The following is a 16910-nucleotide window of genomic DNA, read 5'->3' as shown; positions in this document are numbered from 1 at the left end:
TTGAAATCCCGGCCGGAGAAGCATGACGGAGGCAGCGGGGCACGAAGCCGGCAACGTCACGGTTGAGCTCGAGTTGGTGGCGGAAGTGGTCAGCCAACAACTGGAGTCGATGCTGTCTGTCGGGAACTACGACGCGGTGAAGCTGTTGTTGAAGCCGGTGCAGCCGGTGGATATCGCTGAGGCGATCGGCAATTTGCCCACCAACCTTCAGGCCCTTGCGTTTCGTTTCCTCGGGAAGGATGAGGCAATCAGTGTTTATGAATATCTCGACAGCGCAACCCAGCAGAGCCTATTGCGCCTGTTGCGCTCCGGTGAGATGCGCGAGGTGGTCGAGGAGATGTCTCCAGACGACCGGGCACGGTTGTTGGAGGAGCTGCCCGCCAAAGTGGTTCGTCAGCTCTTGAGTGAGCTCAGCCCGGAAGAGCGCAGGGTTACAGCCCAATTGCTCGGCTACGAGGCGGAAACGGCTGGTCGTTTGATGACGACGGAATACATCGCTCTCAAGGAGAACCAAACCGCTGCCACAGCGTTGGAGATCGTGCGTCGTCGCGCTCGCGACACCGAAACCATTTATTCCCTATACGTCACCGATGCAGAACGCTGCCTCACGGGGATCCTCTCCCTCAGGGATTTGGTGACGGCGGATTTGAAGGCGCGCATTGGTGATGTGATGACGGGTGATGTGCTCAGCGTTTCCACCGACACCGACCAAGAAAAGGTGGCTCGCACGATTCAGCGCTACGACTTTTTGGCTGTGCCTGTGGTGGATTCAGAGCAGCGCTTGGTGGGCATCGTCACCGTTGATGACGTGATCGACGTGATTGAGCAGGAGGCCACCCGCGACCTCTACGCCGCTGGTGCTGTGCAAGCTGGCGACGAAGACGATTACTTCAGCAGCAACTTGTTTACCGTCGCCCGCCGCCGGATTGTTTGGCTGTCGGTGCTCGTGGTGGCGAGTTTCTTCACCTCGGAGGTGATTGCAGCGAATGAGGCCGTGCTGAAGCAAGTGGTGCTCTTGGCAGCGTTCATTCCTTTATTGGGAGGCACCGGTGGCAATGTCGGTGCCCAGAGTTCCACCGTGGTGATCCGTGGATTGAGCACCCAAAGCATTTCGGTTTTGAAGCCTCTGCAAGCGGTGCTGCGGGAAGCGATGGCCGGTGCCGTTCTCGGGGTATTGATGATGATTGTGGTGCTGCCCTTTGCCTGGTGGCGTGGTGGGGGCGCCTTGGTGGGGGTGTCGGTGGGGATCAGCTTGCTGGCGATTACCACCCTGGCGGCAACGGCTGGAGCGGCGTTTCCGCTGTTGTTCGACCGGATGGGCCTGGATCCAGCCCTGATGTCCACACCGTTCATCACCACGTGTACCGACGTGGCCGGGACGCTCATTTATTTGAAAACGGCGCAGTGGCTGCTGCTGAACCTGCCGCAGCTGGGTCAGGCAGCAGGTATTTCTACCCAATTCTTGGCGGCTTCTGCTTTCTGAGAGCTTGTTTACGTTTCTTAGGGGTACGCTTTACATAACTCAACGAAGCGCCATGGCACCCGTCGCTACCGCTGCTTCAAAACCAGCAACTTCTACCCGAACCGTCAGTGTTGACGTCGATCTGGTGCGTTCGTATCTCCGGGATATTGGACGAGTGCCCTTGCTCACCCATGAGCAAGAAATCACCCTTGGTCGTCAGGTTCAGCAGCTGATGGAGATCGAAACTCTTGAGGCCGAGTTGGAGAGCAGGGATGGAGCCAAGCCCGCCCGCGATCAACTCGCCAAGGCTGCTGAACTCAGCACTGTTCAGCTCAAGCGGAAGTTGCAGCAGGGTCATCGCGCCAAGGAGCGGATGGTGGCGGCCAATCTTCGTCTCGTTGTGAGCGTTGCCAAGAAATACACCAAACGGAATATGGAACTTCTGGATCTGATCCAGGAAGGCACTATTGGTCTGGTTCGCGGCGTTGAAAAGTTTGACCCCACCCGCGGTTACAAGTTTTCTACCTACGCCTACTGGTGGATTCGTCAGGGCATCACCCGTGCCATCGCAGAGAAAAGCCGCACGATCCGCCTGCCGATTCACATCACCGAGATGCTGAACAAGCTCAAGAAGGGCCAGCGTGAGCTCAGTCAAGAGTTGGGTCGCACCCCCACCGTGACGGAGCTTGCCCAATTTGTCGATCTGCCTGAAGACGAAGTCAAAGATTTGATGTGCCGTGCCCGTCAGCCTGTGAGCCTGGAGATGAAGGTGGGTGACGGTGACGATACTGAATTGTTGGAGCTTCTTTCCGGAGATAATGAGCTCCCCAGCGATCAAGTGGAAGAGGATTGCCTCAAGGGCGATTTGCGCAGCTTGCTGGGCCAGCTACCCCATCTCCAGGAACAAGTGCTGCGCATGCGCTTCGGGATGGATGGTGAAGACCCAATGAGCCTGACGGGTATCGGCCGCATCCTTGGGATGAGCCGCGATCGTGTTCGCAACCTCGAACGTGATGGCTTGGCCGGTTTACGTCGGGTGAGTGATCAGGTGGAGGCCTATGTCGCTTGCTGAAGCCTCTTTAAGCTTGGGCCAGATATCTGGCTCATGCTTTGAAGCGGCGATTGCAGTTTGTACATATTGGTAAGTGCGGGGGATCAACAGTTGAAAAGCTCCTCCCTCGTTCACTTGTTATCAGTGAAAAATACTCTTCCTTCTTTGAATCTCACATCAATGGTGTCGTCGTAGATTCGACTTGTGATTATCTTTTTTGCCTTCGCAATCCGATTGATAGGGCCTTCTCCGCATTCGAGTGGCGCTACAAACTCGTAGTTGATGATGCGTTGCCAGATCAGGTGCGCCGCTTTCCTGGTGAAAGAAAGGTTTTAAGCACTTATAAGAGTTTGGGAACAATGGCCCGTTCTTTGTATTGGTCTGATGGGCGGCTTAATCAGGCTGTCGCAAGAGATTTTCATGTTGTGCATCATTTGCGCGAGTCGATCTCTTTTTACTGTCGACCTCTTTTGGCTGTTGTCATCCCTACCAATATTTTGGGAGTGGTGTGTCAGGAAACCTTGGCTGCAGATTGCACCAGGATCCTGGGTGTTGATGCGGCCGAAGTGCGAGAACGCAGCAATGCATCCAAGCGGGCGATTGGCCAGGATCTTGATGCTGCAGCGGTTAACAATCTCAAGCGATTTCTCGTTGAAGACTATCAATGTCTTGCGGCACTTTGGAGTTTTGGGGCACTCAGTGATCAGCAGTTTTGGCGTGTCATGACGTCGTCAGTGGAGGCATAGAGGTCATCAATGTTTTGAGCAACGCTTCATTTGTGGCGTCCGGTGCCTCGTCATGAGGGCAATGCCCGGCCTCAGGAATCACTGTGAGCGAGCGCACGCAGTTGATGCTGTCGCACCAACGTTGGGCTTCCAGTAAGGGTTCCCAAGGATCCTTTTCTCCCCAGATCAGATCTACCGGAATTGACAGGTGCTGCATCAACTCTGGGGCCAAATAGTCGTCGAAGAGGTTGATAAAGCCGCGGAAGGCTTCGGCAGCTCCATCGCGTTGGGTTGGTTGAAACAGCAGGTCCACCAACGCGTCGTCGATGTTGGCGTCGCTGGGATAGGCCTGCTTCAGCACACTGCGGATTACGCCGGGTCGAGCGGCATTGCGGAAGAGGGCTGTGCTCAGCCAGCGCTGACGCACCATCGTTTTGAGTAGGGGTCGAATCCAGGCCATCCAGGCCGGTTGCGTGGCCAGTTGTTTGTCGTCCATTAACCGTTGGGCGCAATCGATCAGCACCACGCCGCGGCAGCGGCTTCCCAGCAGTTGTGCGGCTCGTAGGGCGACGACGCCACCGATGGAGTTGCCAATCAGCAACACAGGTTTGTCGATCACTTCTTCGCAGAAGTCGGCTACCTGCTGGCCCCAGAGATCAAAGCCGTAATGCACCGCGTCGGCTGTGACGGGTTCATCCTTTAGTCGGGCCCTGGGTTGATCACTGCCCCCGAACCCGAGCAGATCAATGGCGTAGGTGGGAGTTTGCGCTCCCAGTACTGGTTGGTTGAAGCGCCAGTGGTTGGTGTTGGCCCCAAAGCCATGGATCAATATCACCGCCGTCGGTGCCGTTGGATCTCCCATCAGTGACCATCTAATTTGATGGGATTGCCATGCCCATGTGTCCTGAATTGAAGGAAAGTTTTTGGTCATCTAGGAGGTGGATTAGTGTGGAAATATGGGAAATATTGACTCCTAATAATAGAATAGTATTTTGGTAACTTTGCTATAAATTAAATTCAGGTAAGGGGGAAATTTCTAAATATTAATTGAAATAGATTCCCTCAAAATTTCTAAATCGCACTCAGTTTATCTTGAGATGGAATTTCAGCAAGGCTCATTTTGGCAGGGTCCCACAAGAGGAATTTTGAGCATTGCAGCATGGTTCCTAGTGTCAACGTCGGCACATTTTGTAAGAGGTGCTGATTCTGCTGATGACAGGCTTCTAAATTGTAATTAGGAATGCGCTCGCAGAGATGATGGATGTTGTGGAATCCGATGCTGGCTGTAAACCATTGAAGTATCGGTGGGAGAACGAGCAAGCTCGAACCTTCTAATGCACCACGCATTGGGCTCCATCCCTGGCTTGGATTGGCGTAGCTATTTTCAAAAATGTGCTGTACGTAGAACACATAAATCAGGCTGCTGGCTGTTAGGCAAAGAACAACGCTGTAAAGGCTAAGGAACAATCCGAAGCCAATCCACCATCCTAGGCAGATCACAGCAATCAGGCTAAATAAATTACTCAGGCAAAGATCATTTAATTCCTCTCTTGAACCCCACATGCGATTTTTTGGACTGATGAGCCCAATCAAGAGGTCGAGTCTTGGTTTGATCGCTAAGTAATAAAATCCACCTGGAATGGCCATTAGTGGGTGGTGGGTTGTTTCGTAAATCCTCTGTTCTTTGCGGCTGAGGTTTTGAAATTCATCCAGGCTGAGGAAATCAGCAACCCCTCGATAACGTTCCCAGTCGCCGTTGGTCTTGTGGTGATAGGCGTGATCGATCGACCAAGAGAGCTGCGGAATCGCGTTAACGACGCCCAGAAGGAACCCGAAGATCCGATTTAGCCGTGCTGTTTCGAACAGCGATCCATGACCGCAATCGTGCATTAGCGAAAAACTTCTCAGCGAGAACAAGCTGAGAATGATCAAAAACGGCGGAGTGAGCCAGAGAGACACCGCTGCTGCTTGAAGCATGAGCCACCACAACAGCCCATACGGAATCAGCGTGTTGGCAATTTGAAGGAGAGCCCTTGTATTGCTTCGTTTGCTGAAGGGCTTCAGCGTGAACTCTTGGTATGAGGGTGTTGTCATAACGGTTAAATCGGGGAAACGAATTCGAGAGTCCGGAGTTCCACGAGTCCAAAGGCGTCTTGGCGGACCGTTGCTTCAGATTGGAGAGCTCCACCCATGGCTGCTGATGGGAGAGCGTCAGCAAACATTGTGTCGTCGGATTTGGTAGGGCTAAATCAGGCGATTTCTGTGCTTAAAAAAACAAGCGTTCAGTTGTAGTCCCGATTTTTGACTGCCATGACGATAGAACGGATTTTGTTGAACCGTCCCGTTGTTCCATCGCAACGCACCGATCACTGCGATGTCTGAGCCGCTCCTGAGCTGGTGGCAGCTCTATGGCCGTCAGGACCCAGCTCAGAAGCCTTGGATGTTCAAATCCGACGGCACTTGGCCTTTGCCTGAGGATAACTTGTCTTCCTATGGCATTTGGATCGCTGAGGTGATGCTGCAGCAGACCCAGCTGTCGGTGGTGTTGCCCTACTGGCAGCGCTGGATGGCAAGGTTCCCAACCGTGGATGCCTTCGCCACCTCGTCGTTGGAGCAGGTGCGGTTGCAGTGGCAAGGCCTTGGCTATTACTCCAGGGCACGGCGTCTTCATGAAGCAGCTCGGGTTTTGGTCCAACAGCCTTGGCCAAAGGATCTCGATGGCTGGATGGCGTTGCCGGGCGTCGGCCGCACCACCGCTGGCGGAATTGTGTCCAGCGCCTTTAATGCGCCAGCGCCGATTTTGGATGGAAACGTCAAGCGGGTTTTGGCTCGTCTGCATACCCATGGGCGGCCGCCGTCCCGCGATCAGCACTTGTTTTGGCGGTGGAGTGAAGAGCTGCTGGATCTAAGGCGCCCAAGGGATTTCAACCAGGCGCTGATGGATCTTGGCGCCACGGTGTGTACGCCGCGCCGGCCGGGTTGTGACCAGTGCCCCTGGAGAGCGTCATGCGCTGCTTACGCTTCTGGCGATCCCAGCGGCTGGCCCGTGGTCGAAGAGCGCAAACCCCTTCCGTTTCAAGTGATTGGTATTGGTGTGGTGATCAATGAGGCGGGTGACGTCTTGATCGACCAACGCCTGGAGGAGGGACTTCTTGGAGGGATGTGGGAATTCCCCGGTGGAAAGCAGGAGCCGGGTGAGCCGATAGAGGCCTGCATCGCCCGGGAGCTGATGGAGGAATTGGGGATCGAGGTTTCAGTGGGGGAAAGCCTCATCACTGTCGACCATGCCTACAGCCACAAGAAACTTCAGTTTGTGGTGCATCTCTGCCGTTGGATGTCCGGGGATCCAAAACCCTTAGCCAGCCAACAGGTGCGATGGGTCCGACCGGAGCAGCTGAAGGACTATCCCTTTCCCGCTGCGAATGTCCGGATCATTGAGGCGTTGCTTGGCAGATTGAGCAGGACCAATCAGCTTCAAGGACCTGGCGAAGGCAGCTGATGGCTGATCCCAATGCGGTGATCTGTTTGGGAGAGGCCTTGATCGATCGCCTTGGTCCCCTCGGGGGTAATCCGGCGTGTGCTCAACCTGTGGATGACCGCTTGGGTGGAGCGCCCGCGAATGTGGCCTGTGGCTTGGCGCGTCTCGGCACATCGGTGTCCTTTGTTGGGCGTGTCGGGGGCGATGCGATCGGCGCAGACTTTCAGCATTTATTTGGTCAGCGGGGCGTTGATACCTCCACGCTTCAGGTAGACCCATCCCATCCGACGCGGATCGTGCTGGTACGGCGAGCTCGCGATGGGGAGCGCCAGTTCCAGGGTTTTGCCGGTGATCAAGGAGATGGGTTTGCTGATCAGGCGCTTCAACCGGTTGCCCTGACCTCTGCCGCCCGTTGGCTGTTGGTGGGCACGATCCCCTTAGCTTTCCCTCAGTCCGCCCAAGCATTGCTGGATGCCGTGGCCCAAGCGCGATCGCAAGGCATTGCTTTGGCGCTGGATGTGAATTGGCGGCCCACGTTTTGGGATGTCGCTGCGGATCCTTCTGCCGGTCCGACGCAGGCGGCGCGGTCTGTCATTCGTCCCTTGTTGGAGCAGGCGGCATTGATCAAGTTGGCCCGGGAAGAGGCTCTTTGGTTTTTTGCAGGAGATGATCCCCGTGTGATTTCCTCCGGCTTGCCCCAGCGGCCGGATGTGGTGGTGACGGACGGGGCTGCCCCGGTGCGCTGGTGTATTGGCGGTACAAGCGGAACCCAACCAGCGTTGTCCCCTCCACAGGTGGTGGACACGACGGGGGCAGGGGATGCCTTCACCGCTGGGCTCTTACATCGTTGGTTGGCTCCGGTGGCTGAACGGCTGCGTTTTGCTGCCGCTTGTGGTGCCTTGGTCTGTGCTGGTGCTGGGGGCATCGATCCCCATCCCACGGAGGCTCAAGTGGAGGCGTTTTTGGGAGGCGTCAGCTGAGCCCGTCGACCTCCATTCTGGGTATGGGAGAGTTCTAGCTGCCAAGCCTCCGGAAGGTCCAGGCTGAGCCGTTCTGGCCACTCCACCGCCATCAATGCACCGATGGCTTTGGCTTCTTCGTCTTCCTGCAGAAAGAGATCGTCCGCTGCACGGGATTGTTCGAGCCGGTAGAGATCGAGATGGATCAGCGGCGGATTCCCGTCCGTGTAGTGCTGAGCCAGCGCGAAGGTGGGGCTGGTGATGGGTTCGCCAATACCTAGAGCCGATGCGATCCCTTGCACTAGCGAGGTTTTGCCTGCTCCTAAAGGGCCCTTGAGCAGCAGAATCGCGTCGCCTGGAAGTCGCTGGGCCAGTTCTGTCCCGAGGGCCTGGGTGGCCTCGAGATCCGGCAAATGGATGCCTCTATTAGTAAATTGGCTCCATCGCGAGCCCGAAGCCTCGGGGCCTCTGCAGAGATTCCAGTTCACATTCTCCCTACGGAGCTAGAAAACCATGGTGGCAGCGCCCACAACCGCGACCGAGCTGAAGCTCGGGACTGACTGCGTGATTGCCGATATCAACCTTGCTGATTTCGGTCGCAAGGAACTTGATATCGCCGAAACCGAGATGCCTGGTCTGATGGCATTACGAGCGAAGTACGGCAACGAGAAGCCCCTGAAGGGTGCTCGGATTGCTGGTTCTCTCCATATGACGATCCAAACGGCCGTTTTGATCGAAACCTTGGAAGAACTCGGCGCCGATGTGCGCTGGGCCTCCTGCAACATTTTCTCCACCCAAGATCATGCCGCCGCTGCCATCGCAGCGAATGGCACCCCAGTGTTCGCCGTTAAGGGTGAAACGCTTGAGGAGTATTGGGCCTATACCCATCGCATCCTCGAGTGGAGCGATGGCGGTGCTCCGAACATGATTCTCGACGACGGTGGCGACGCCACGGGGCTTGTGATTCTTGGCACCAAGGCCGAGCAGGACATCACCGTTCTCGATAATCCCTCCAACGAGGAAGAAACCTTCCTGTTTGCTTCGATCAAAAAGAAGCTTGCTGAAGATTCCAGCTTCTACAGCCGCACAAAAGCAGCGATCCAAGGAGTCACGGAAGAGACCACCACAGGTGTGGCTCGGCTCTACAAGATGCAAAAGAGTGGGGAGCTGCCCTTCCCGGCAATCAACGTCAACGATTCAGTCACCAAGAGCAAGTTCGACAATCTCTACGGCTGCCGTGAGTCGTTGGTCGACAGCATCAAGCGCGCCACGGACGTGATGGTGGCTGGTAAGCAAGCCCTGGTGGTGGGCTACGGCGATGTGGGCAAGGGTTCTGCCCAGTCGTTGCGTGGTCTTGGTGCCACCGTCTGCATTGCAGAGGTGGATCCGATCTGCGCCCTTCAGGCGGCGATGGAGGGCTACCGCGTTGTCCGCTTAGACGATGTGGTGGATCAGATGGACATCTTCGTGACGGCCACTGGCAACTACCAGGTGATCAGAAATGAGCACCTGGTGAAGATGAAAGATGAGGCCATTGTCTGCAACATCGGCCACTTTGATAATGAAATCGATGTGGCATCCCTCAAGAACTACAAGTGGGACAACATCAAGCCCCAGGTGGATCACATCACCTTGCCCAGTGGCAACAAAATCATCCTCTTGGCTGAAGGCCGTCTGGTGAATCTTGGCTGCGCCACGGGCCACCCAAGTTTCGTGATGAGTAACTCTTTCACGAACCAGGTGTTGGCTCAGATTGAGCTGTTCACCAAGGGCAATGAGTACGGCAAAGAGGTGTATGTGCTGCCCAAGCACCTCGATGAAATGGTGGCCCGTCTTCACCTCGAGAAGATCGGCGCCAACCTCACTGAGCTCAGCAAAGATCAGGCCGATTACATCAACGTGCCGGTAGAAGGTCCTTACAAGCCCGACCACTACCGCTATTGATCTCTGCCAGTCCCATGGAAGACTTGCGCGGTCACACGCAAGCTCCATGGGTCTTTCTGATCTCGTCACCCAGTTGCCGGAACTCATCGGTCAAGCCGTTGAGGCGAATCAGTGGCTGGGATACACCGCAATTTTTGCGGCGATGTTTTTGGAAAATTTGTTCCCCCCGATCCCCTCAGAGCTGATCATGCCTCTGGGGGGTTTTTATGTGCAGCAGGGCCAGCTCCAGTTGCTGCCGGTGGTACTGGCGGGTTTGCTTGGCACCGTGTTGGGAGCTCTGCCTTGGTACGGCATTGGGCGGTTGGTCAATGAAGAACGCATCGAGCTCTGGCTTAGCCGTTACGGCGGTTGGATCGGCATTCGTCCGGAGGAACTGGGCCGAAGTCGAAAATGGTTCAGCCGTTACGGCACGGCGCTGGTGTTTTGGGGACGGCTTGTGCCTGGCATCCGCACGTTGATTTCGGTTCCGGCCGGCATTGAAATGATGCCCATGACGCCCTTCTTGCTTTGGACAACAGCAGGAAGCTTGATCTGGACGGCCCTCCTCACCGTGGCCGGCATGGTGATGGGAGAGGGATACAGCAATGTTGAGCTCTGGATCGATCCTGTGTCCAAAGCCATCAAGGTGATCCTTGTGATCGCTGTGCTGGGTGGCGCCACATGGCTTGGTTTACGCATTTGGCGCCGCCGAAACTCAGCCGATTAACGCGTGTTTGCTCTTAGAAGGGGATGTCTTCGTCGGAGGCTTGTCCGCCGAAGTTGCCGCCCGACTCTTGGTTGTCGCGCTTCGAGCCCAGAAGCTCGAGGCGGTCAACACGAATGACGGGCTTGCTGCGCTCTTCGCCGCTGCTGCGGTCGGTCCAGCGATCAAGCTTGAAGCTGCCAATGATCCCCAGCAACGCCCCTTTCTTCACGTAATCGGCGGCCACCTGGGCTTGCTTTCCCCAGATTTCGAGGTTGAACCAATCGGGTTCGTCGTCGCGGCTGCGACGGTTCACGGCCATTGTGAGGTTGGCCACCATGCTGCCGGATTCGAAGTACCGCACTTCGGGATCCCGGCCAGCACGGCCAACGAGGGTGACGGAATTTACGCCCATTGAAAGATCATCTCCTGATGATGGTTGTCATGATGCGCCACTGTTGAAATGGCTGCATCAAGAGAGTTCCACCCAAGCCTCCGGTTGTAACAGGCAGCCCCGGTATTCGCTCCTATGCTCCGTCGGTCTTGGTCCCGATGTCCGTGCTGTTTCGTCGTTTTCAGCTGTCACGTGATATCGGCATCGATCTCGGCACGGCCAACACTTTGATCTACGTCTCCGGTCGGGGCATTGTGTTGCAGGAACCCTCCGTGGTGGCGCTGGATTTAGAGCGGGGAACCACTTTGGCGGTTGGGGATGAGGCCAAATTGATGTTGGGCCGAACCCCCGGCAACATTCGCGCTGTTCGTCCCTTGCGCGACGGGGTGATTGCTGATTTCGATGCAGCGGAGCAAATGCTCAAAACCTTTATTGCCAAAGGCAACGAAGGCAGAGGAATTCTCGCGCCTCGCTTGGTGGTGGGTATCCCGAGTGGAGTCACCGGCGTGGAACGCCGTGCTGTGCGCGAGGCCGGCATGGCGGGTGCACGGGAAGTCCATCTCATTGATGAGCCCGTCGCGGCGGCGATTGGGGCGGGGCTCCCCGTCACCGAACCCGTGGGCACGATGATCGTCGATATCGGAGGCGGCACCACAGAAGTGGCCGTGCTCAGTCTTGGTGGAACCGTGTTGAGTGAATCCGTTCGAGTCGCCGGCGACGAGATCAGCGATGCAATCGGGGTCTACTTGAAAAAAGTCCACAACATGGTGGTGGGCGAACGCACGGCGGAAGACATCAAGATCCGTATTGGCTCTGCCTTCCCCGACGATGAGTTCGACCAACAATCCATGGATGTGCGTGGTTTGCACCTGCTGTCTGGACTGCCACGAACCATCAATCTGAAGGCAGGGGATTTGCGGGAAGCCATTGCTGAACCCCTCAATGTGATTGTTGAAGCGGTGAAGCGCACTTTGGAACGCACGCCGCCCGAATTGGCTGCCGACATCGTTGATCGCGGCATCATGCTGGCCGGAGGAGGCGCGCTCGTGCGCGGTATCAGTGATTTGATTAGCCACGAAACAGGCATCTTTGTCCACATCGCTGAAGACCCGCTTCTCTGTGTGGTGAACGGATGCGGTCAGGTCTTGGATGATTGGAAGCGCTTCCAGCGCGTGGTGGATACCCCGGAATTCGTCCGGTCCATGGCCAGCCTCTGAGCAGATGGCCCCTTCGCTCCGGCCTGGTAAGAGCCGTTGGCGTGGGTTGGGTCAACTCAGCCCGTGGTTGCTCGTGGTAGCGAGCTTGCTGCTTGTTCGATTCAGTAAGGGAGCTGGTTTCGCGGATGCCTACGCCCTCATCACGCGTCCTTTTTGGCCTGGCTCAGCCCAGCGTGAATGGATTGTGTCTGCGCGGACTGTGGAGGATCAGGCTCGCTTGCAATTGCTCGAACACGACAATCTCCGCCTTCGCGCTTTGTTGGAGCTTCAGCGCAGTGGATCGCGCCAAGAAGATGTTGGTGCTCCTGTGATTTCCCGTTCCCCTCGGGGTTGGTGGCAACAGCTTGAGCTCGGCAAGGGTGCGCTTCAGGGATTTCAAGCTGGCGATGCCGTGCTCGGTCCTGGCGGCTTAGTGGGTCGGATTGCCAGCGTGACGCCGGTAACGGCTCGGGTGCGGTTGCTCACGGCCCCAGGGCATGAGATCGGGGTGTGGCTGCCGCGCTCCCGCAGCCACGGATTGTTGGTGGGCCGCGGCAGCAGTCGCCTCAATTTGCGGTTTATTGATAAGGACCCTAATGTCAGCCCAGGAGATCTCGTCACCACATCTCCAGCGAGCACGTTGCTTCCGCCGAATGTATCGGTGGGCGTGATTCAGTCGGTGGATGAGCGGGCTGTGCCGGCACCGACCGCGATCGTGCAGCTCATCGCAGCGCCCGAGGCAATCGATTGGGTTCAAGTGCGCACCCGTTGAAGATGGCCCGATTGCATCGACAACCGAGTTGTGTGGCCTCGGCATTGCTCGTGCCCTTGCTGGTTTTAGCTTCCCCGGCTTGGCTCAGCGTTGATGGTGTGGGACCCGCCTGGGTGTTGCTTTGGTTGTTGCCCTGGGCGCTCACCGATGGCCCGATTTCGGGGGCATTCGCAGGGATGGCGTTGGGATTGATTTTGGACGGACTCAGCCTTGAGGGGGTCACGCAAGTGCCCGCACTGTTGGCCCTGGGTTGGTGGTGGGGTCGGCTGGGGCGTCGGGGGAGCCAGATCCAACGCAGCCTCAATTTGGGTTTATTGGCTTGGCTTGGTTCCGTGGGGTTGGGGCTGAGTGTGTTTTTGCAGGTACTGATTCGTGAAGGGGGCAGCCTGGACTCGTTCACCCAAAACTGGGGTTGGCAGACCCTGTGGAGCCAGGCCCTGATCACGGGCTTGTTGGCCCCAATGTTGGTGTCTTTGCAGTTGTTGCTATGGCGTCGGAGAGTGCCGTCATGACCGTTCAGCTGACCCGTCGACGCTTGTTGTTGTTTGCGGCAGCGGCTGGCTTGGCGGCTTGTGGGCGGCGCAGTCCTGCCCCAGAGTTGAATTTGTGGACGTTGCAGCTGGCGCCCAAGTTCAACCGCTATTTCGCCGATTTGATGGCGGCTTGGACAACGTTGCATCCCGAGGATCCGGTGCGCTGGACGGATCTGCCTTGGGGGTCGGTTGAGCGCAAATTATTGGCTGCTGTGTATGCCCGCACAGCACCCGATCTGGTGAATTTGAACCCCCCTTTCGCGGCCAACTTGGCCAGCAAGGGAGGGCTCACGGATCTCACGCCCCTGCTGCCATCGGATGCGGCTGAGCGCTACTTGCCATCGGTGTGGCAGGCCTGTCGCGACCCAGATGCCGGACTAATCGCTGTGCCCTGGTATCTCACCGTGCGGCTCAGTTTGGTGAACCGGGAACTGTTGGATCAGGCCAACATCGCGGCACCGCCGACGCGCTGGGATGAGATTCCTGCCTTTGCCCGGCAGATTCGCAAGCGGACGGGGCGGTACGGCCTCTTCCTCACCATGGTGCCGGATGATTCCGCAGAGATGTTGGAAACCCTCGTCCAGATGGGGGTTTCGTTGTTGAATTCAGAGCGTCGGGCCGCGTTCAATAGCCCCGCTGGTCGTCGGGCGTTCCAGTTTTGGACTGAGTTGTACCAAGAGGGATTGTTGCCGCGGGAAGTGGTGAGTCAGGGCCAACGACGGGCGATTGAACTGTTCCAGAGCGGGGATTTGGCGATGGCGGCCACTGGGGCGGAGTTCTTGCGCAGCATCCAAACCAATGCACCAGGGGTGGCCGCGGTGACGGAGTCCCATCCCCCTGTGACAGGCGCTGATGGCACCGCCAATGTCGCGTTGATGTCGTTGGCCGTGCCTCGCCAAAGCACCAAGCAGGCCCTAGCCCTTCAGTTGGCTCTGCTCCTCACGAATGCCACAAACCAGGCGCGTTTTGCTACCGAGGCACGGGTGCTTCCCTCGTCCGTGGAGGCTTTGGCGATGGTGAGGTCCCAACTGCAGCAAGAGCAACCCCGCACGCCTCAGCAGGATCAGATTCGTCAAGCGCGGTTGCTGTCGGCAATCACGTTGGAGCGTGCCCGTGTTTTGGTGCCGGCTTGGCCAGGCATTAAACGGTTGCAGAAAATTCTCTACACCCAGTTGCAGCGGGCGATGCTGGGCCAAGTGGAAAGTGCTGAAGCACTTGGGGCTGCGGCCATGGAGTGGGATCGCTACGCCGCGTCGCGCTGGCCTCTAAGTCAACGCAATTCTTAAGAGAATCAGTAAACCACCTGTGCGACAGGCTCTTCGCTCCTGTTCCCATCCCCTGACCGGTAAAGTTTCAACTCGTTAAGCAAGGTGCTGATGACGGGCGAGCTGCCGTCACAACCAAAAGCAACGGTCCTTGTTGTGGATGACGAAGCTGCGGTACGCCGCGTTTTGGTCATGCGTCTCCAGTTGTCGGGTTACCGCGTTGTTTGCGCCGAAGACGGCGAACAGGCCTTGGAGTTGTTCCACAGCGAGTCGCCAGACCTCATCGTTTTGGACGTGATGCTGCCGAAGCTGGATGGCTTTGCTGTTTGCCGTCGTCTTCGGGCTGAATCCTGCGTCCCAATCATTTTTCTGTCAGCTGTAGAGGCCATTTCCGAGCGAGTGGCTGGCCTCGATCTAGGAGCGGACGACTACCTGCCAAAGCCCTTCAGCCCCAAAGAACTCGAAGCGCGCATCGCAACGATCCTTCGTCGTGTAGGCCGCGGCAACGCTGTTGTTGAAAGTCGTGAACTTCCGACTGGTCAGGGCGTGCTTTGTCTTGGTGAGTTAGTCGTCGATACCAATCGCCGTCAGGTCACCCGTGGCAGTGAGCGCATTAACCTCACTTACACGGAGTTCAGCCTTCTGGAATTGCTCTTCCGCGATCCAGGCCATGTCGTCCCACGGGCTGAAATCCTGGAGCAATTGTGGGGGTATCCCCCTCGCCGAGCTGCCGATCTTCGCGTCGTCGATGTCTATGTCGCGCGTTTGCGCGGCAAGCTCGAGCCCGATCCACGCAATCCAGAGCTCATTTTGACGGTGCGCGGCATCGGTTATTCGTCCCAGCGCGTGGGCGAAGTGTCCGCGACGGCCTAATCCAAGCAGCCTGAAGTTCTGCGGCCCGGCAAGATACGGCCGACTGCCCTTGCTGCATTGTCTGAGCTGCGCGATACCCGCCTCGAGAAGGCAACCACCTTGGGAGAGCTGGGACAGGGTCCCTACGCGCTCACGTTTGAGCCAAGCCATCGGATGGCGGAGTTACAGGCAGACCATGCCGATCTCCCCAATGGTGAGGAGCGTGAGCTGAGTGTTGCCGTCGCCGGTCGCGTGATGACCCGCCGTGTGATGGGGAAATTGGCCTTTTTTACCCTCGCGGATGAAACGGGAACGATTCAGCTCTTTTTAGAAAAAGCGGGCCTGGAGGCCCAGCAAGAGGGATGGTTCAAACAGATCACCTCCCTTGTCGATGCTGGGGACTGGTTGGGTGTGAGCGGTACTTTGCGTCGAACCGACCGCGGTGAGTTGTCGGTGAAAGTGCGTGATTGGCGCATGCTGAGCAAGTCGCTTCAGCCCTTGCCCGACAAATGGCATGGACTGGCGGATGTGGAAAAGCGCTACCGCCAGCGCTATCTCGATTTGATTGTGTCGCCGCAGTCGCGCGAAACTTTCCGTCGTCGAGCCTTACTGGTGAGTGGCATTCGTCGTTGGCTCGATGAGCGTCAGTTCCTCGAGATTGAGACGCCGGTGCTGCAGTCGGAAGCGGGCGGCGCCGATGCACGGCCGTTCATCACCCACCACAACACCCTCGACCTGCCCCTATATCTCCGCATCGCGACGGAGTTACACCTCAAGCGGCTTGTTGTGGGTGGGTTTGAGCGGGTGTATGAGCTCGGTCGGATTTTCCGGAATGAGGGGATGAGCACCCGCCATAACCCTGAGTTCACCTCGGTTGAGGTGTATCAGGCCTATTCCGATTACATCGGAATGATGGAGCTCACGGAATCAATGATTGCCGAGGTGTGCCAGCAGGTGTGCGGTGGCACACACATTCATTACCAGGGCACAGATATTGACCTCACGCCGCCTTGGCGTCGGGCCACCATGCATGAGCTGGTGGAGGAAGCTACCGGGTTGAACTTTGAAGCCTTTACAACCCGTGCTCAGGCGGCTGAAGCGATGGAAGCCGCCGGTCTGGAGGTTCCTGGCGCTGCCGACAGTGTGGGGCGCCTGCTCAATGAAGCCTTTGAGCAACGGGTGGAAGCCAACTTGATCCAACCCACCTTTGTGACCGATTACCCGATTGAAATTTCTCCGCTGGCTCGGAAGCACCGCAGCAAGCCTGGGCTTGTGGAGCGCTTTGAGTTGTTCATCGTCGGTCGCGAAACGGCGAATGCCTTTAGCGAGTTGATTGACCCTGTGGATCAGCGGCAGCGGCTTGAGGCTCAGCAAGCGCGAAAAGCCGCTGGAGACTTGGAAGCCCAAGGATTGGACGAGGATTTCGTCCATGCGTTGGAAGTGGGGATGCCCCCGACGGGCGGTTTGGGAATTGGGATCGATCGCTTAGTGATGCTGCTCACCGATAGCCCTTCAATCCGTGATGTAATTGCATTCCCGCTCATGCGCCCAGAGTCGCGCCCTGATGAGGCCCCCTCAGTGGGATAATGAACGCACA

The 16910-nt window shown here is 57.2% G+C and carries 18 protein-coding genes; 13 read left to right on the top strand and 5 right to left on the bottom strand.

What is annotated here, in order from left to right:
• Window positions 1-22: 22 nt before the first annotated feature.
• The 3 genes from mgtE to BL107_RS01265 are packed head-to-tail and all read left to right on the top strand — an operon-like array spanning window position 23 to window position 3259.
• A complete protein-coding gene (mgtE, locus tag BL107_RS01275) occupies window positions 23-1483 on the top strand; it encodes a magnesium transporter (RefSeq protein ID WP_009788446.1) in 1461 nt (486 codons plus the stop codon).
• Window positions 1484-1535: 52 nt separating this feature from the next.
• Window positions 1536-2534 (top strand): RpoD/SigA family RNA polymerase sigma factor, encoded by a 999-nt coding sequence (locus BL107_RS01270; RefSeq protein ID WP_009788445.1) that lies wholly within the window; start codon window positions 1536-1538, stop codon window positions 2532-2534.
• Window positions 2535-2572: 38 nt separating this feature from the next.
• Window positions 2573-3259 carry a hypothetical protein gene (locus tag BL107_RS01265; RefSeq protein WP_156779354.1) on the top strand — a complete coding sequence of 229 codons (687 nt, stop codon included), beginning with the start codon at window positions 2573-2575 and terminating at the stop codon, window positions 3257-3259.
• Here the strand turns inward: BL107_RS01265 and BL107_RS01260 are convergent.
• The 3 genes from BL107_RS01260 to BL107_RS13185 all read right to left on the bottom strand — a co-directional run bounded on the left by BL107_RS01260 (window position 3234) and on the right by BL107_RS13185 (window position 5460).
• Entirely contained in the window at window positions 3234-4100 is an 867-nt protein-coding gene (locus BL107_RS01260; RefSeq protein ID WP_009788443.1) for an alpha/beta fold hydrolase, read from the bottom strand. The genes BL107_RS01265 and BL107_RS01260 overlap by 26 nt on opposite strands.
• Before the next feature lie 209 nt (window positions 4101-4309).
• Complete coding sequence (locus BL107_RS01255) at window positions 4310-5332, bottom strand: fatty acid desaturase (RefSeq protein WP_006169828.1); 1023 nt, start codon at window positions 5330-5332, stop codon at window positions 4310-4312.
• 5 nt (window positions 5333-5337) lie between these two features.
• Complete coding sequence (locus BL107_RS13185; RefSeq protein WP_255344614.1) at window positions 5338-5460, bottom strand: hypothetical protein; 123 nt, start codon at window positions 5458-5460, stop codon at window positions 5338-5340.
• Window positions 5461-5612: 152 nt separating this feature from the next.
• On the opposite strand from BL107_RS13185, the gene mutT reads away from it, so the two are divergent.
• Together mutT and BL107_RS01245 are read left to right on the top strand one after the other, a co-directional pair.
• Window positions 5613-6737: an 8-oxo-dGTP diphosphatase MutT gene (gene mutT / locus BL107_RS01250; protein WP_037988640.1), complete on the top strand. Its 1125-nt coding sequence runs from the start codon at window positions 5613-5615 to the stop codon at window positions 6735-6737.
• On the top strand, window positions 6737-7696 hold the full coding sequence (locus tag BL107_RS01245) for a carbohydrate kinase (protein WP_009788441.1): 960 nt from the start codon (window positions 6737-6739) through the stop codon (window positions 7694-7696). Before mutT ends, BL107_RS01245 begins: the two co-directional genes overlap by 1 nt.
• Here BL107_RS01245 and tsaE read toward each other — a convergent pair.
• Entirely contained in the window at window positions 7663-8163 is a 501-nt protein-coding gene (gene tsaE / locus BL107_RS01240) for a tRNA (adenosine(37)-N6)-threonylcarbamoyltransferase complex ATPase subunit type 1 TsaE (RefSeq protein WP_037987860.1), read from the bottom strand. The genes BL107_RS01245 and tsaE overlap by 34 nt on opposite strands.
• Window positions 8164-8188: 25 nt before the next feature.
• On the opposite strand from tsaE, the gene ahcY reads away from it, so the two are divergent.
• Both ahcY and BL107_RS01230 read left to right on the top strand, forming a co-directional pair.
• Window positions 8189-9619 carry an adenosylhomocysteinase gene (gene ahcY, locus BL107_RS01235; protein WP_009788439.1) on the top strand — a complete coding sequence of 477 codons (1431 nt, stop codon included), beginning with the start codon at window positions 8189-8191 and terminating at the stop codon, window positions 9617-9619.
• A 46-nt stretch (window positions 9620-9665) separates the two neighbouring features.
• Window positions 9666-10325, top strand: coding sequence for a DedA family protein (locus BL107_RS01230; RefSeq protein ID WP_009788438.1), 660 nt, complete (start codon window positions 9666-9668; stop codon window positions 10323-10325).
• A gap of 13 nt (window positions 10326-10338) precedes the next feature.
• Here the strand turns inward: BL107_RS01230 and BL107_RS01225 are convergent, their stop codons facing one another.
• Window positions 10339-10716 carry a single-stranded DNA-binding protein gene (locus BL107_RS01225; RefSeq protein ID WP_009788437.1) on the bottom strand — a complete coding sequence of 126 codons (378 nt, stop codon included), beginning with the start codon at window positions 10714-10716 and terminating at the stop codon, window positions 10339-10341.
• Between the two features lie 143 nt (window positions 10717-10859).
• Here BL107_RS01225 and BL107_RS01220 point away from each other — a divergent pair, with 143 nt between their 5' ends.
• The 6 genes from BL107_RS01220 to lysS all read left to right on the top strand — a co-directional run bounded on the left by BL107_RS01220 (window position 10860) and on the right by lysS (window position 16900).
• Window positions 10860-11912, top strand: coding sequence for a rod shape-determining protein (locus BL107_RS01220; protein WP_009788436.1), 1053 nt, complete (start codon window positions 10860-10862; stop codon window positions 11910-11912).
• 4 nt (window positions 11913-11916) lie between these two features.
• A complete protein-coding gene (gene mreC, locus BL107_RS01215; RefSeq protein WP_009788435.1) occupies window positions 11917-12663 on the top strand; it encodes a rod shape-determining protein MreC in 747 nt (248 codons plus the stop codon).
• 2 nt (window positions 12664-12665) lie between these two features.
• The gene (locus BL107_RS01210) at window positions 12666-13175 is read left to right on the top strand and encodes a hypothetical protein (protein ID WP_037987858.1); all 510 of its coding nucleotides are present in this window, start codon (window positions 12666-12668) and stop codon (window positions 13173-13175) included.
• Window positions 13172-14482 carry an extracellular solute-binding protein gene (locus tag BL107_RS01205; protein WP_009788433.1) on the top strand — a complete coding sequence of 437 codons (1311 nt, stop codon included), beginning with the start codon at window positions 13172-13174 and terminating at the stop codon, window positions 14480-14482. Before BL107_RS01210 ends, BL107_RS01205 begins: the two co-directional genes overlap by 4 nt.
• Window positions 14483-14572: 90 nt before the next feature.
• Entirely contained in the window at window positions 14573-15334 is a 762-nt protein-coding gene (gene rpaB, locus BL107_RS01200) for a response regulator transcription factor RpaB (protein ID WP_037987856.1), read from the top strand.
• Between the two features lie 57 nt (window positions 15335-15391).
• On the top strand, window positions 15392-16900 hold the full coding sequence (gene lysS / locus BL107_RS01195) for a lysine--tRNA ligase (protein ID WP_009788431.1): 1509 nt from the start codon (window positions 15392-15394) through the stop codon (window positions 16898-16900).
• The last annotated feature ends 10 nt before the right edge of the window (window positions 16901-16910 follow it).

The organism is Synechococcus sp. BL107 (assembly GCF_000153805.1).
GTDB lineage: Bacteria > Cyanobacteriota > Cyanobacteriia > PCC-6307 > Cyanobiaceae > Parasynechococcus.
This window is presented reverse-complemented; position numbering and strand designations above follow the sequence as displayed.